This is a genomic window from Tsukamurella serpentis (assembly GCF_054780975.1).
The window spans coordinates 286137-300792 of the sequence record NZ_BAAGVH010000001.1 but is presented as its reverse complement, the minus strand read 5'-3'; the positions used below and the strand labels follow the sequence as shown (position 1 = coordinate 300792).

General features: G+C 71.0%; 11 protein-coding genes. 4 read left to right on the top strand and 7 right to left on the bottom strand.

The genetic code is table 11. The annotated features are described in order from the left end of the window. Nucleotides 1-14: 14 nt before the first annotated feature. The 4 genes from ACYVHG_RS01435 to aspS are packed head-to-tail and all read right to left on the bottom strand — an operon-like array spanning nucleotide 15 to nucleotide 6124. Nucleotides 15-929 carry a transglutaminase family protein gene (locus ACYVHG_RS01435; protein ID WP_461165638.1) on the bottom strand — a complete coding sequence of 305 codons (915 nt, stop codon included), beginning with the start codon at nucleotides 927-929 and terminating at the stop codon, nucleotides 15-17. Continuing rightward, entirely contained in the window at nucleotides 920-3361 is a 2442-nt protein-coding gene (locus ACYVHG_RS01430) for a circularly permuted type 2 ATP-grasp protein (protein ID WP_461165637.1), read from the bottom strand. The genes ACYVHG_RS01435 and ACYVHG_RS01430 overlap by 10 nt, the downstream gene beginning before the upstream one ends. Beyond that, entirely contained in the window at nucleotides 3358-4290 is a 933-nt protein-coding gene (locus ACYVHG_RS01425; protein ID WP_461165636.1) for a DUF389 domain-containing protein, read from the bottom strand. Before ACYVHG_RS01425 ends, ACYVHG_RS01430 begins: the two co-directional genes overlap by 4 nt. 7 nt (nucleotides 4291-4297) lie before the next feature. Then, nucleotides 4298-6124, bottom strand: coding sequence for an aspartate--tRNA ligase (aspS, locus tag ACYVHG_RS01420; protein ID WP_461165635.1), 1827 nt, complete (start codon nucleotides 6122-6124; stop codon nucleotides 4298-4300). Nucleotides 6125-6218: 94 nt separating this feature from the next. Here aspS and ypfJ point away from each other — a divergent pair, with 94 nt between their 5' ends. Both ypfJ and ACYVHG_RS01410 read left to right on the top strand, forming a co-directional pair. Beyond that, on the top strand, nucleotides 6219-7112 hold the full coding sequence (gene ypfJ / locus ACYVHG_RS01415; RefSeq protein ID WP_461165634.1) for a KPN_02809 family neutral zinc metallopeptidase: 894 nt from the start codon (nucleotides 6219-6221) through the stop codon (nucleotides 7110-7112). Between the two features lie 46 nt (nucleotides 7113-7158). Beyond that, entirely contained in the window at nucleotides 7159-8799 is a 1641-nt protein-coding gene (locus ACYVHG_RS01410) for a DUF885 domain-containing protein (protein ID WP_461165633.1), read from the top strand. A gap of 24 nt (nucleotides 8800-8823) precedes the next feature. Here ACYVHG_RS01410 and ACYVHG_RS01405 read toward each other — a convergent pair whose 3' ends face one another. Continuing rightward, a complete protein-coding gene (locus ACYVHG_RS01405) occupies nucleotides 8824-9702 on the bottom strand; it encodes a diacylglycerol/lipid kinase family protein (protein ID WP_461165632.1) in 879 nt (292 codons plus the stop codon). Further along, on the bottom strand, nucleotides 9699-11288 hold the full coding sequence (locus ACYVHG_RS01400; protein ID WP_461165631.1) for an FAD-binding oxidoreductase: 1590 nt from the start codon (nucleotides 11286-11288) through the stop codon (nucleotides 9699-9701). Before ACYVHG_RS01400 ends, ACYVHG_RS01405 begins: the two co-directional genes overlap by 4 nt. 15 nt (nucleotides 11289-11303) lie before the next feature. Here ACYVHG_RS01400 and ACYVHG_RS01395 point away from each other — a divergent pair, with 15 nt between their 5' ends. Then, nucleotides 11304-11909 (top strand): TetR/AcrR family transcriptional regulator, encoded by a 606-nt coding sequence (locus tag ACYVHG_RS01395; protein WP_461165630.1) that lies wholly within the window; start codon nucleotides 11304-11306, stop codon nucleotides 11907-11909. After that, entirely contained in the window at nucleotides 11906-13465 is a 1560-nt protein-coding gene (locus ACYVHG_RS01390; protein ID WP_461165629.1) for a glycerol-3-phosphate dehydrogenase/oxidase, read from the top strand. Before ACYVHG_RS01395 ends, ACYVHG_RS01390 begins: the two co-directional genes overlap by 4 nt. Here the strand turns inward: ACYVHG_RS01390 and ACYVHG_RS01385 are convergent. Continuing rightward, nucleotides 13459-14613, bottom strand: coding sequence for a GTP-binding protein (locus ACYVHG_RS01385; protein WP_461165628.1), 1155 nt, complete (start codon nucleotides 14611-14613; stop codon nucleotides 13459-13461). The genes ACYVHG_RS01390 and ACYVHG_RS01385 overlap by 7 nt on opposite strands. Between the last annotated feature and the right edge of the window lie 43 nt (nucleotides 14614-14656).

Sequence of the window (14656 nt, the reverse complement as noted above, 5' to 3'; positions counted from 1 at the left end):
GCGCGGAGCGGGTGTCAGTCCAGCGGTGCGACATCGACCGAGACACCGATCCGGGAACTCGACGATTCGGTGTAGATCACCCCGCGCAGCGGCGGCACGTCCTCGTAGTCGCGCCCCCAGGCCACGGTCACGTGCCGCTCGTCGACGAACTTGTTGTTCGTGGGGTCGAAGGGCAGCCACACGTCACCCGGTAGCCACACCGCCGCCCAGGCGTGGGTGGCGCCCGCGCCGACCACCCGGTCCTGGCCCGGCGGTGGTTCGGTGGCCAGGTACCCGGAGACGTACCGGGCGGCCAGCCCCTTGGCCCGCAGGCAGGCGATCGAGACCCGCGCGAAGTCCTGGCAGACACCCTCGCGGCGCTCCATCACGGTCCCGACCCGGGTGGAGACGTTCGTCGCTCCCGACTTGTACGCGAAATCGGTGTAGATCGCGGAGGTGAGCTCCTCGATCGCCTCCACCAGCGGTTTCCCGGGGGTGAAGACGGTGTCGGCGTACTCCCGGACGGCGTCGTCGATCTCCGGCGGGCGCTGGTCGAGCCGGAACTGGGTGGCCAGCGCACCGGCCTCGCCGACCGGCCGGGCCAGCTCCCACGGCGCGAGCGCCGGCCCCTCGTCGGTGATGGTGCGCGACAGCGGATCGACCTCGACCACAGATTCACCGCGGACCGTCAACTGGGTGTGCGGCGTGGTCACGTGGAAGTAGGTGTCGGTGTTGCCGAAGGCGTCGACGCCCTCCGAGCGGTCGGTCGGCTCGGGGCCGACCGTGATGGCGTGCTCGGCGACCCGCTGATCGGCGATCTCCCGCGGGGTCAGGTAGCACCGTCCGTAGCTGGAGGTGACCTCGGCGTCGTAGGAGTAGGTGGTCTCGTGCACGACGCGGTAGCGGCGGGTCGAGGAGTCCTCGGTACGCCGGGAGAAGCTCAGGCCCACGACTGCACCCCCACCCAGATCGGGCGGGCCGCGGCCGGTAGCGCGAACCGGGTCCGTTCCAGTACGTCGGACACCTCACGCAGGCCCTCGTCCACGGCGTCGATCAGCCCTTCCAGTGCGGTGCGCCGTCCGTCGACGACGGTATCGGCCTCGGCCGGGTCGAACCGGCCCACCCGCGCCGACAGTTCCGCGGCGGTGCGTTCGGCCGCGGCGCTGCGCAGTTCGTCCGGCAGGCTCTGCAGGTCCGTGGCGAGCGCGGCGAGCGCGGAGACCAGCGACCGCGGATTCGTGGGGTCGAAGAACATCAGGTCGATCGCCGCTCCGACCCGCAGCACCGCCCGGTGCCGGCGCCGGTAGGTGACCGCGGATTCGCAGCTCACCAGGTACGCCTCCAGCAGCGCGGCTTCGATGTCGGGCTCCTGCGACGGTGCCACCATGGCCCGGGTGAGTGCCCCGAGCTGCAGTGACCGTTCGATCCGCCGCCCGGCGTCCATCATCAGCCACGCCGGGTCCTGCACCAGCGATTCCCGCGCGAGGCCGGCGAACGCGAGCAACGACACCAGTACCTCGCCGAGGGTCTGATCGAGTTGCTCGCCCTCGTCGGACCGGTCGGCGGCGAGCCGTTCGAGGGAGTGCTCCGCGCCGCTGAGTACCAGCCAGGTGTCGGTGGACATCTGATCGCGCACCGCCCGCAGGCAGGCCCGCAGGTGCACACCGGAGTGCGCGACGGTACCGGGCAGCTCGGTGTCGAGGGTCAATCGCCGCAACCGGGAGAGCACATCGGACTGTTCGGCGCCCTCGGCGACGATCGGCCCCAGCGATTCGGTCGACGAGATCTCCACCACCGCGTCCAGGAGCGGTTGCAGCGCCGCGGCACCGGGCTGCCAGGGCCGGTGCCGGAACTCCCGGCTCCGGTCGTGCGCCACCGACAGCAGCCGCACCATGGCCTCGGTCCGTTCGGCGTACCTGCCGATCCAGAACTGGTCGGAGAGCACACGGGGCGTGGCGATCGGGCCGCTCGGCGCCGCGACCCGGCCCGAACGCGGGGACGTCGACACCCGGGCGGAGGCCCGCAGATCCTCCGAGGTGGGTACCCATACGTCGCGGGCGGCGGAGGCGCGCAGCAGTGCGCCGTCGGCACCGTCGAACAGGACCTGGCCCAAGCCGCCGGGCAGCACCGAGTATCCGGCCTCCTGACCGAGCGAGAAGGCCCGCATCGCGAAACCCTGCTCGGTGACGGCGCCGTCGACGACGGCGGGGCGGCCGGCGAAATCCGCCAGCTGCTTCAGGCACCACACGGACGGATCGTGCGCGATCCGGGCGCGCAGCTCGTCCGCCTGCGCGGAGGTCAGGGCGCCGCCGCGGATCCGCTCCCCGGTGCCGAAGTCGATCAGCAGCATCTGCTCCAGGGAACCGTCGAGTGCGGCCCGGCCGGACGCGGTGGCGGCGTGCTCTGTGGGCGAGGACGGCAGCAGGAGGTCCTCGTCGAGCAGGGCGCGCGACAGTTGCGGCAGGTAGGCGTGCAGCGCCGGGTTCTCCAGCACCCCGGAGCCGAGGGTATTGACCACGGTGACCGCACCGCGGGTCATCATCTCCACCAGCCCGACCACCCCGAGTCTGGAATCGGTGCGCAGGTCCAGCGGATCGGAGAATTCGGAGTCGACGCGCCGGGCGATCACGTCGATGCGCTTCATCCGGCCCAGCGAGCGCATGTACACACCGCCGTCGCGCACCGTCAGATCAGCGGCCTCGACCAGCGGGAAACCCAGGACCGAGGCGAGATAGGCCTGGTCGAACGCGGTCTCCGAGAGCGCACCGGGGCTGAGCACCACCACGGTGGGGTCGTCGACCCCCGGCGGTGCGGCCTCGATCAACTGCACCCGCAGTGCGGAGGCGAAGGAGGCCACCGGCCGCGGGGTCTGCGACCGGAACTCGCGCGGCAGCGCGCGGGAGATCACCCGGCGGTCCGCGAGGACGTACCCCACCCCGGACGGGGCCTGGGTGCGGTCGGCGACGGCGAGGTATCCCTCCCCGGTCTCGCCGACGTCCACACCGTGCAGGAACAGCGACCGGGGGCCGGGCGAGGGCACGCCGACGGCGCGGCGGATGTAGCCGGGGTGCGCGAACAGCAGCTCGGGCGGCACCAGGCCGGACCGGACGGTGCGCTGCTCACCGTAGAAGTCGCTGAGCAGCGCGTCCAGCAGCAGGGATCGTTGGGCCACGCCGCGGGACAGGTTCTCCCATTCCTCGGTGCCGAAGATCACCGGCAGCGGATCCAGACGCCAGGGACCGGGCGGCGCCGGCTCGGCGGTGGCCAGCGGCACGTCGAGCGCGTTGTAGGTGATGCCCTCGTCGTCGATCAGGCCGCGCACCCGCGCCGAGAGCCGCCGCACCCCGTCGTGGTCGAGTTCGCGCAGTTCGTCGGTGGTCACAGTCGTACCTGCTCTCGCATGTCCCGCCATGCGGCCGGGCGCAACACCAGCACCAGGAATCCGGCCGCCACGATCCCCACCAGGTTCACTCCCAACTGCACGGTCGATTCCAGGGCGCGCGACCACTCACCGACGGTGGCCGCGACCACCGCGTAGCCGGTCGCGGGCACGGTGGTCACCGAGATGAACACCCCGACCAGCGCGGTCGACTTCGCAGTGACCATCGAGATCATCCCGGCGGCTCCGGCCAGCAGGGCGACGATCAGTGAGAACGGCCCCACCCGGTAGATGAAGTCGACCTGATCGGCGGCCACGAGCACATCGCGATCGTAGAGCCCGGCGGCCAGCGCCGACTCAGCACCGAGCCAGGTGCACACCATCGCCGCCGGGAATCCGACGAGCAACGCGATCGACGGTCGCAGCGCGAACCGCGGCCGACGGGTGGCCAGTGCCACCGCGATCGCCGCCAGCGGACCGAACTCCGGGCCGACCACCATCGCGCCGACCACGGTGACCGCCGAGTCGGTGATGACGCCCGCCGCGGCCAGCATGACCGCGAGCACGAGGAACGCCAGGAAGGTGAGGTTGAGCGTCGATTCCTCCTTGGTGCGGGCGGTCAGTTCCTCCCACACCACGGCATCGGACGGGTCGCCCGGCACCGCACGTTCGGCCCGGTCCGCGGCGTCGGAGAGCACCGTGTCGACGGAGCTGATGACGACGGCACCGTCGTCGGGGATGCGCAGCTCCTGCAGAGCCTGCAACAGCCGGTGCACGGCCTCGCGGGTGACGTCGACGTCGATCACGTCGCCGGCCGGTTCCAGCCCCCCGCCCGGTTCCAGCGTGAGGTGGGTGGCGCCGGGGTTCGCGCGCAGCAGATCCAGTACTGCCGTCGTGCGGTCCGGCGGGCTGATCACCCGAATGTGTCGCATGACCTCGTTAGGCTTGCGCCTGCTCGGTGGCGGCCCGGCTCTCGTGGTTGTCCGCGTTCGGGGCGGGCTCGGCCTTCTTCGGCTTGGCGTCCATACCGGATTCGCGGCGCTGCGCGGCGGTGATCGGAGCGGGTGCCTCGGTGAGCGGGTCGACGCCGCCGCCGGACTTCGGGAACGCGATCACCTCGCGGATGGAGGCGGCTCCGGCCAGCAGTGAGACGATGCGGTCCCAGCCGAAAGCGATCCCGCCGTGCGGCGGCGCGCCGTAGGAGAACGCGTCGAGCAGGAAGCCGAACTTCTCGCGGGCCTGCTCCTCGTCGATGCCCATGATCGCGAAGACGCGTTCCTGCACCGCACGACTGTGGATACGAATCGAACCGCCACCGATCTCGTTTCCGTTGCACACGATGTCGTAGGCGTACGCCAGCGCGTTGCCCGGATCGGTGTCGAAGGTGTCGATCGACTCCGGCTTTGGGCTGGTGAAGGCGTGGTGCACCGCGGTCCAGGCTCCGTCGCCCACCGCGACGTCACCGGAGGCGGTGGCATCGTCGGCGGGCTCGAACAGCGGCGCGTCGACGACCCAGGTGAACGCCCAGTCGCCCTCCTTGATCAGGCCGAGCTTGTCGGCGATCTCGCCGCGGGCCGCGCCGAGCAGCGCGCGCATCGGCTTGGTGGCGCCGGCGGCGAAGAAGACGCAGTCACCCGGCTGGGCGCCCACGTGCGCCGCGAGGCCGGCCCGCTCGTCCTCGGAGAGGTTCTTGGCGACCGGGCCGGTGAGCTCGCCGTCCTCGCCGATCAGCACGTACGCCAGGCCGCGGGCGCCGCGCTGCTTGGCCCACTCCTGCCAGGCGTCGAGCTGGCGGCGGGGCTGGCTCGCACCGCCCGGCATCACCACTGCTCCCACGTACTGCGACTGGAAGACCCGGAACGGGGTGTTCGCGAAGTACTCGGTGCACTCGACCAGCTCCAGGCCGAAGCGCAGGTCCGGCTTGTCGGAACCGAAGCGGCGCATGGACTCCGCGTAGGTCAGGCGCGGGATCGGGGTGGCGATCTCGTGGCCGATCAGCGACCACAGCGCCGTGACGATCTGCTCGCCGAGGGCGATCACGTCCTCCTGGTCCACGAAGCTCATCTCGATGTCGAGCTGGGTGAATTCGGGCTGCCGATCGGCGCGGAAGTCCTCGTCGCGGTAGCAGCGGGCGATCTGGTAGTAACGCTCCAGTCCGGCGACCATGAGCAACTGCTTGAACAGCTGCGGGCTCTGCGGGAGTGCGTAGAAGGTGCCCGGACGCAGGCGCGCGGGCACCAGGAAGTCGCGGGCGCCCTCCGGGGTGGAGCGGGTGAGCGTGGGCGTCTCGATCTCGGTGAAGTCGTTGAGGGCGAGAATGTTGCGCGCCACCGCGTTCGCCTGGCTGCGCAGCTTGATCGCAGCTGCCGGTCCCTCGCGGCGCAGGTCCAGGTAGCGGTACTTCAGGCGCGCCTCCTCACCGGGCTCCTCGTCGAGCTGGAAGGGCAGCGGAGCCGACTCGTTGAGCACCTCGAGCTCGGTGACGTTGACCTCGATCGCGCCGGACGGCAGGTTCGGGTTCTCACTGCCCTCGGGCCGTTTCTCGACGGTGCCGGTCACCAGCACGCAGTACTCCGAGCGCAGGCGGTGCGCCTGCTCGGCGACCTCGGACTCCCGGAAGACCACCTGCGACACGCCGGAGCTGTCGCGCAGGTCGATGAAGATGACACCGCCGTGATCACGCCGGCGCGCGACCCAGCCCGCGAGGGTGACGACGGTGCCGGCATCCTCCGCCCGCAACGATCCGGCCAGGTGGGTGCGCAGCACTTCGGGTGTCCTTTCGACGGTGAGCTTTCGAGCGTCTTCATGCTACGGGGCGCAGAGCCGCACCATCTCACCGCTGTCATGGAATGCTGTCTGCATGACCTTTCAGGGCAACGGCCGGATCGAAGGTGGGAACGTCGGCGCCGGTGGCGGCGGCGGAGGCATGGGTCGCGGTATGGCGATCGGCGGCGGCGGCATCGGCGCCGTGGTGATCGTGGTGATCGGCCTGTTCTTCGGTGTGGATCTGACCGGCGGCGGTTCGCAGCAGGCACCCCAGCAGGGCGGTGCCGGCTCGCAGGCCGAGCAGCAGCTCGCCCAGAAGCTGCAGAACTGCACCTATGAGCAGGCCAACTCCGATACCGCGTGCCGGATCAAGGCCACCACCATCTCGTTGGACAAGGTGTGGCCGACGGTGCTGCGCGGCTACCAGCCGCCGCGCGGGGGGACCAAGATCATGCCGCAGGGCGCGCGGTCGATCAACACCGCGTGCGGTGTGGCGGGTGCCGATACCGGCCCGTTCTACTGCCCGGCCGACCAAGTGGCGGTCTTCCAGATCGACTTCATGGATCGGGTGATCGCGAAGATGGGTGGTTCGAACGAGGCCTTCGCGCAGGAGTACATCGTGGCGCACGAGTTCGGCCACCACGTGCAGAACCTGATCGGGACGATCGGTAAGTCCCGCGAGGGAACGGGGCCGCAGAGCGGTTCGGTTCGGGTGGAGCTGCAGGCCGATTGCTTCGCCGGGGTGTGGGCCGCGCACGCGGACAAGGGCCCGGAGGCGATGCTCAAGCCGCTCTCGCAGGATCAGATCGCCACCGCGATCCAGACCGCGAAGGCGATCGGCGACGACACCATCCAGCGCAATGCGGGCCGCAACCCCAACCCGGAGTCGTTCTCGCACGGCACCTCGGCGCAGCGGGTCAAGTGGTTCTCGCAGGGTTACCAGAGCGGTGACCCGAAGCGCTGCGACACCTTCACCGGCACGGTCTGACCCGGCCCGGGCTCGCGGCCCTGCCGTCCGGCCTAGGATCGCTGCCATGACCTCCCCGATCGACGCACTCGCCGACCGTTACGCGCAGGCCCTGGCGGCCGCGGATCCGGTGGAGGCCACGGCCGTCGGGATCACCGATTTCGACGATCGGCTCACCGACTTCTCCCCCGGTGGGGTGGCCGCTCGCACCGATCTGGACCGCGCGACCCTGGCCGAGGTGGACTCCGTCGCGGCGTCCGCGCAGTCGGCGGCCGACCGGGTGACGGCGGCCGCGCTGCGGGAGCGGCTGGGCGTGCGGCTCGACCTCGCCGACGCCGGCCGGCTGGTCGGCGAGCTGAACGTGATCGTCTCTCCGCTGCAGGCGATCCGTGACGTCTTCGACCTGATGGACGCGGGCGGCCCCGCGTCCGACCAGCTGCTCATCGACCGGTTGCGGGCGGTTCCGGGTGCGGTGGACTCGGCGATCTCGGGGCTGCGCTCCCGGCTCGCCGACGGGTCCTGGCCCCTGCCCGAGCTGCAGGTGCAGCAGTGCCTGGCACAGGCGGGGCCGGCCGGTGAGCAGGTGGCGGCGAACGCCGGCCGTCTCGCTTCCGCCGCTCCCGACGGTGTGATCGACGACGTCCGGGCGGCGTTCGCCCGATACGCCCAGGTGCTGCAGACCGAGATCGCACCGTCCGCGGTGCCCGTCGACCAGCCGGGCGGCTTCGGAGTGGGCCGGGAGGTGTACCCGCTGTATTCGAGGTTGTTCCTCGGGGCCACCATCGACCTGGAGGAGACCTACGCGTGGGGGCAGGACCTGCTCGCGTCGATCGTCGCCGAACAGCAGCGGGTGGCGCAGCGGCTGTATCCGGGCGCGACGGTGGCGCAGGCCCTGGCGCAGCTCGATACCGAAGCCCGGTACACCCTGCACGGTACCGATGCGCTGCGTGAGTGGATGCAGCACACCTCCGACGAGTCGGTCGCGGCGCTGGCCGGTACCCATTTCGAGATCCCCGAGCAGTTGCACCGGTTGGACTGCCGGATCGCGCCCAGCGGATCCGGCGGGATCTACTACACCGGTCCGTCGGCGGACCTGAGCCGTCCCGGCGCGATGTGGTGGTCGGTCCCCGACACGGTCACCGAGTTCCACACCTGGCAGGAGCGCACCACGGTCTACCACGAGGGGGTCCCGGGGCATCACCTGCAGATCGGGCAGTCGGTGATCGCGCCGCTGAACCGGTGGCGCAAGCTGTACTCGTTCACCTCCGGGCACGGTGAGGGGTGGGCCCTGTACGCGGAGCGGCTGATGCAGGAGCTCGGCTTCCTCGACGACGACGGTGACCTGATGGGGATGCTCGATTCACAGCGGCTCCGGGCCGCGCGGGTGGTGCTCGACATCGGCGTGCACTGTGGTTTCACCGCACCCGAGGAGATGGGCGGCGGCCACTGGACCTACGACAAGGGCTGGGCGTTCCTGCGCTCGCACGTCGCGATGTCCGATGAGCAGCTGCGTTTCGAGTACCACCGCTACCTGGGCTGGCCCGGGCAGGCGCCGTCGTACTCGGTGGGCCAGCGGGTGTGGGAGCAGACCCGCGAGGCCTATCTGGCCGCGCACCCGGGGTCGTCACTCAAGGACTTCCACCGTGATGCACTGGCACTGGGCGGGATGGGCCTGGACACCCTGCGCACCGCGCTCATCGAGGTGTGACGTCCAGGGACACGCGGGCGGGTATCAGCGGGGAACCAGGACCGGCAGTGCGGCCGGGCGGATTCCGACGGTGACCGGGAACTCCTGCAGGTAGTCACCGTCGGCGTGCACCGGGAGCGGACGGTCCGCGGTGATCGTGACCTGTGTGCCGGTGTAGGTGCGGACCTCCGGGCGGGCGACGTGCGCACCGGTCTTGGCCTCGGTCATCGCGCCGATCAGTCTGTGTTTGGCGCCGCCGCCGTCCACCACCAGCACGTCGATCCGCCCGTTGTCGGCGCTCGCCGAGGGAACCATGTGCAGGCCGCTGCCGTACCAGCCGGAGTTGGCGACGACCACCAGGTGCGCGGGCGTTTCGACCACCTGATCGTCGACCTCGATGCGGAACTGCGCGGCCTTCCAGCGCAGGGCGGCCAGGACCGGCGCCACCCGGTAGGCCGGCGGGCCCATCCACCGCAGCCGGTTGATCAGCTCGGTGGCCACCGAGTCCAGGCCCATGTACACGTTGCCGACGGAGATCTCCTCACCGATGGTGAGCACGTCCAGGTCGCGGCGCATCCCGTCGGTGAGGGTGTCGGCGATGGCCGTCACGTCCGCACCGATACCCAGGTGCCGGGCCAGGTCGTTTCCGCGTCCGGCGGTGACGATGCCCATCGGAGCACCGGGCTCGCGGAGCACACCGGAGGCGACGTCGCGGATCTGGCCGTCGCCGCCGACCGCGACGGTCAACGCACCGGAGGCGGCGGCCTGCGCGGCGAGCCGGCGGGCGTCCGCCCCGGATGCGGATTCGGCGACCTCCCACTGCACGCCGCGCCGGTCCAGTTCGGCGGCGACGGCGGCCCAGCGGGTGCGGCCCGCGCCTCCCCCGGAGATCGGATTGACGACGGCGACGATGTCGGCGGTCACGGCAGCAGGATCCCCGGGTTGAGCACGCCCTTCGGATCGAGCGCGCGCTTGACCGCGCGCAGTGCGCTCAGCTGCACCTCGCCGATCTCCTGCAGATAGGTCGAGCGGTGGTCGGTGCCGACGGCGTGATGGTGGGTGATGGAGGCGCCGGCGGCACGGATCGCGGCATTGGCGGCATTCTTCGCCGCAGCCCATTGGGTGAGCGGGTCCGGTAGCGCCTTCGAGATCACGGTGAAGTACAAGGACGCACCGGTCGGGTACACGTGCGAGATGTGGCACATGACCACCGCCGGGGTGCCCTGCTCGGCCAGTGCGGCGGTGAGCGCGTCGGTCACGTCGGTCTTCAGTCGTTCCAGGCCGGACCAGAAGGTGACGGTCTCCAGGGTCTCCACCAGGGCGCCGGCGTCGAGCAGCGGATCACGCAGGTAGGGCCCGCGGAAACGGCCCACGCGCCACGCCTGACCGGGTGCCTCACCGAGGTCGTTGCCACCGAGCTCGGTGAGCCGTGCGCGGACGTACCCCTCTCGGCAGTCGACATCGGCCTGATCGCCTTCGAAGCCGACGATCATCAGGCATCCGCCCACGGCGGCCTTTCCGGCTGCGCCCGGGTCGGCCAGGTTCAACGCGGTCTCGACCTCGTCGGACAGGCGGAGCACCGTGGGCCGGACGTTGCCCTGCACCAGCGCGCGCATGGCCGCGGCACCGGCGGCGAAGTCGGGGAAGTGCCATCCGGAGAACCGCCGGACCGTGGGGACCGGGTGCACCCGCACCCGCACCGCGGTGACCACACCGAAGGCACCTTCGGAGCCGAGGATGAGTTGCCGCAGATCGGGTCCGGCGGCGGACTTGGGGGCGGTGCCGATCTCGGCCTCACCGGTGGGGGTGGCCACCGTCAGGCCGACCACCATCTCGTCGAACCGTCCGTAACCGATGGACGACTGCCCGGCGGAGCGGGTGACCGCGCAACCGCCGATGGTGGCGCCCTCGTAGGACTGCGGGAAGTGGCCGAGTTCGTAGCCGTGTTCGGTGAGCAGGCGCTCGGCTTCGGGAAGGCGGGTACCTGCGGCCAAGGTGGCCACCTGGGATTGTTCGTCCAGCGCGATCAGGCCGGTGAGGGCGCCTGTGTCCAGGGCGACGACGGGCCGCTGGCGCTCCGGGGTCAGGCCGCCGGTGACGGAGGTTCCTCCGGCGAACGGGGTGAGCGTGAGGTCGAATTCGGCGCACACCGCCAGCACCGCCGCGACCTGCTCGGCAGCGCCGGGCGTGACCACGACGTCCGGGGCGTCGGTGGCGTCACCGGCGCGGAACTTGAGCAGGTCGGGGGTGGAGTAGCCGCGCAGGTGCCGCAGCCGGGCGTCGTCGTCGACGGTGACCACGGCACCGGTCGCGCGCAGGGCGGCGAGGTCGATCTCCCCCACTCGGGTCGGGGCGATCCGGGGCGCGATCGGCGCGGGGCCGGGCCGGTCGATTCCGAGCATGGTCAGGGCGCCGAGCACCGATTCCGACAGGTGCATCGAAGTGGCGGGATCACCCCACCGACCGGGCTCGAAGTCGACGACGGGCAGCTCCACCTCGGACGAAGTCATGATACATTTGTACACATGATGTCGCAGGATCTCAATCAGCGGTCGGAGTCGGCGCGTCCGGCCAACGCCGTCGACGACGAGGTGATCCTCGACGCCGCGTGCGAGCTGATGTCCACCATCGGCATCCGCCGCACCACGATGGCCGACGTGGCCCGCACCGCGAGGGTCTCGCGCGCCACGCTCTACCGCCGCTACCCGAACGTGCAGGCCCTGGCCGCCGCCGTGACCACCCGCGAGTTCGTGGCGGCGATGTCGAGCGTGGGCCTGTTCGAGGGCGCCACCAGCCGGGAGACGCTGGTGCGCACCGTCGTCCACGTGACTTCCTCCGCCCGGGAACACCCCCTGCTGCGGCGCATCGTCGAACTCGATCCCGAGTTCCTGCTCCCCTACCTGTTGCACCGCACCGGCCGCACCTCCCGGGCGCAACTCGAGGCGATCACCGAGGGCATCGCCCAGGGACAGGCCGACGGCAGCATCCGGCCGGGTGATCCCGCCGAGCTCGCGGCGGTGGTGTTGCAGGCCGCGTGGTCGGCCACCTTCACCGGCCCGGTGTTCACCGATTCCGCAGACCTCCTGGACCACCAACTCTTCGACCTACTCGACAGGTACCTCCGCCCATGAACGCACTGGCATCGGCCATCGCCCGCATCGACCCTTCGGCGCGACTGTCCGCATCGCGCCGCGCCGCCGATCTGACCGCCCTCGCCGCCGACCCGTCGGTGGACCTGCTGGTGATCGGCGGCGGCGTGACCGGAACCGGCGTGGCACTGGATGCCGCCAGCCGCGGGCTACGGGTCGCCCTGGTCGAGAAGCACGACCTCGCCTTCGGCACCAGCCGCTGGTCCTCGAAGCTGGTACACGGCGGTCTGCGCTACCTGGCCTCCGGCTCGGTGGGCATCGCCTACGAGAGCGCCGTCGAACGCGACGCCCTGATCCGGGTGATCGCGCCGCATCTGACCCGCCCGCTGGCGCAGGTGGTGCCACTGCTCGGCGATGTCTCCCGGCGCGACGCCGCACTGACCCGGATCGGCTTCCTCGCCGGTGATGCGCTGCGGATCGCCGCCCGCACCCCGTCGGCGGACCTGCACCGCTCGCGGCGCATCTCGGCGGCCGAGGTGATCGAGATGGCTCCCACGGTCAAGCGGGAAGGGCTGCGCGGCGGCCTGCTGAACTGGGACGGGCAGCTCACCGACGATGCCCGGCTCACGGTGGGCATCGCCCGCACCGCGGCGGCGTACGGCGCGATCGTGCTCACCCACTGCGCGGCCACCGAGGTCACCGGCAGCGCGGCCACCGTCACCGATGAACTGACCGGCCACTCCTTCGTGCTGCGCGCCAAGGCCGTGGTCAACGCCACGGGCGTGTGGGCCGGCACCGTCGATCCGGCGATCGGCCTGCGCCCGAGCCGCGGTACCCACCTGGTGTTCCGTCAGGAGACCTTCGAGGGTCTCACCGCCGGGCTCACGGTGCCCGTGCCCGACTCGTTCGGCAGGTACGTCTTCGCCCTGCCGCAACCGGACGGGCGGGTCTACGTGGGCCTGACCGACGAGGAGGCCGACGGCCCCGTACCGGATGTGCCCACCGCCTCGGACCTCGAGATCGACTTCCTGCTCGAGACCGTGAGCCTGGCGTTGGACAAACCGCTCACCCGCGACGACGTGGTGGGCACCTTCTCCGGACTGCGGCCGTTGCTCGACTCCGGAGAGGGCCGCACTGCGGACGTCTCCCGCCGACATGCGGTACTGACCCGCGAAGACGGACTGGTCACGGTGGTCGGCGGCAAGCTGACCACCTACCGGAGGATGGCCGAGGACGCGGTCGACGCCGCGGTCGACGCCTCCGGGCTGCTCGCGGGGCCGTCGATCACCACCGGGGTGCCTCTGGTCGGCGCCGCGTCACGCGAGTTGCTGAGCCGGATCGACGCCCCGGAGCGTCTGGTGCGCGCCTACGGCACGGAGGCTCCGGCCGTGCGGGCGCTCGCCGCCGCCGACCCGGCGCTGGCCGCGCCGGTCGCCGAGGGCACCGAGGTCACCGGAGCGGAGCTGGTCTTCGGCGCACTGGTCGAGGGCGCGGTGACGGCTGCGGACCTGCTCGAACGACGCACCCGGCTGGCACTGATCCCGGAGCTCGCTGAGGCGGCGAGCGGGGCGGCTGAGCGCGCCCTCTCCGGTCAGTGATGGTGCGCCGGCACGTTCCACATCGGTAGCCGGTCCGGGTAGTCCCGCCACTGCGCGGGACCCTGAGCGACTTCGTCGTCGGTGAGCAGCGCCGCGTCCAGCAGGGCGCGCAGCCGGTCCTCGTCCAGGCGCACCCCGATGAACACCAACTCCTGCTGCGGTTCACCGTCGAACTGCGTCCAGTACGCGGCGGGTTCGATGCTGAGATTGGGCCCGGCCTGCGCCCAGACGCCCACCAGATCGGGCCGGCTGGCGATCCAGCAGAAGCCCTTGCTGCGCAGTACCGCGCGGACTTCGGAGAGGGCTTGCAGCAGGCGCTCGGGGTGGAACGGCCGGTTCGAGCGGTAGGTGATCGAGGAGATGCCGTACTCCTGCGTCTCCGGTGTGTGGCCGCCCAGCACCTCGTCGTCCCACCCGGCCACCGCAGAGGCCGCGTTGTGGTCGAACAGTCCGGTGCCGATCACCTCGGAGAGCGCGATCTCGCCGTGCGGCAAGGACCGCACCCGGGCCCGCGGGTTGAGCCTGCGGACGGTGGCACCGACTGCGCCGCCGGACGTCTCGGACACCAGATCGAGCTTGCTCAGCAGCACGACGTCGGCGAACTCGACCTGGTCGATCAGCAGATCGGCGATGCACCGCTCGTCCTGTTCGGCAGCACCCAGGCCCCGTCCGGCCAGGCTCTGCCCGTGGGCGATCTCGCCGAGGAAGGTGCTCGCGTCGACCACGGTGACCATGGTGTCCAGGCGTGCGATGTCGCCGAGCCGGGTGCCGTCGTCGAAGGTCCAGTCGAACGCGGCGGCGACCGGCATCGGTTCGGAGATGCCGGTCGACTCGATCACCAGGTGGTCGAACCGCGGAGCGCCGTCCGCGGTGCGCTGGCGCGCGATGGCGCCCACCGCATCGACCAGGTCCTCGCGCAGCGTGCAGCAGATGCAGCCGTTACTGAGCTCGACGAGCTTCTCCTCGGTGCGGTCGAAGCCGCCGAGGTCGACCAGGGCGGCGTCGACGTTCACCTCACTCATGTCGTTGACGATGACCGCGATGCGCAGTCCCTCACGGTTGTCGAGCAGGTGATTGAGCAGTGTGGTCTTGCCGGATCCGAGGAAACCGGAGAGCACGGTGACCGGGAGCGGGGCGGCGACGTCCATGGGCCTAATAGTAACGGTTTTCATTACTGTCGGCCAATCGAGG

Excerpts from the sequence above, each read along its gene's own strand:
- ACYVHG_RS01425 (WP_461165636.1), bottom strand. The coding sequence starts at position 4,290 with ATGCGACACATTCGGGTGATCAGCCCGCCGGACCGCACGACGGCAGTA.
- ypfJ (WP_461165634.1), top strand. The coding sequence starts at position 6,219 with ATGACCTTTCAGGGCAACGGCCGGATCGAAGGTGGGAACGTCGGCGCC.
- ACYVHG_RS01410 (WP_461165633.1), top strand. The coding sequence starts at position 7,159 with ATGACCTCCCCGATCGACGCACTCGCCGACCGTTACGCGCAGGCCCTG.
- ACYVHG_RS01400 (WP_461165631.1), bottom strand. The coding sequence starts at position 11,288 with ATGACTTCGTCCGAGGTGGAGCTGCCCGTCGTCGACTTCGAGCCCGGT.
- ACYVHG_RS01395 (WP_461165630.1), top strand. The coding sequence starts at position 11,304 with ATGATGTCGCAGGATCTCAATCAGCGGTCGGAGTCGGCGCGTCCGGCC.
- ACYVHG_RS01390 (WP_461165629.1), top strand. The coding sequence starts at position 11,906 with ATGAACGCACTGGCATCGGCCATCGCCCGCATCGACCCTTCGGCGCGA.
- ACYVHG_RS01385 (WP_461165628.1), bottom strand. The coding sequence starts at position 14,613 with ATGGACGTCGCCGCCCCGCTCCCGGTCACCGTGCTCTCCGGTTTCCTC.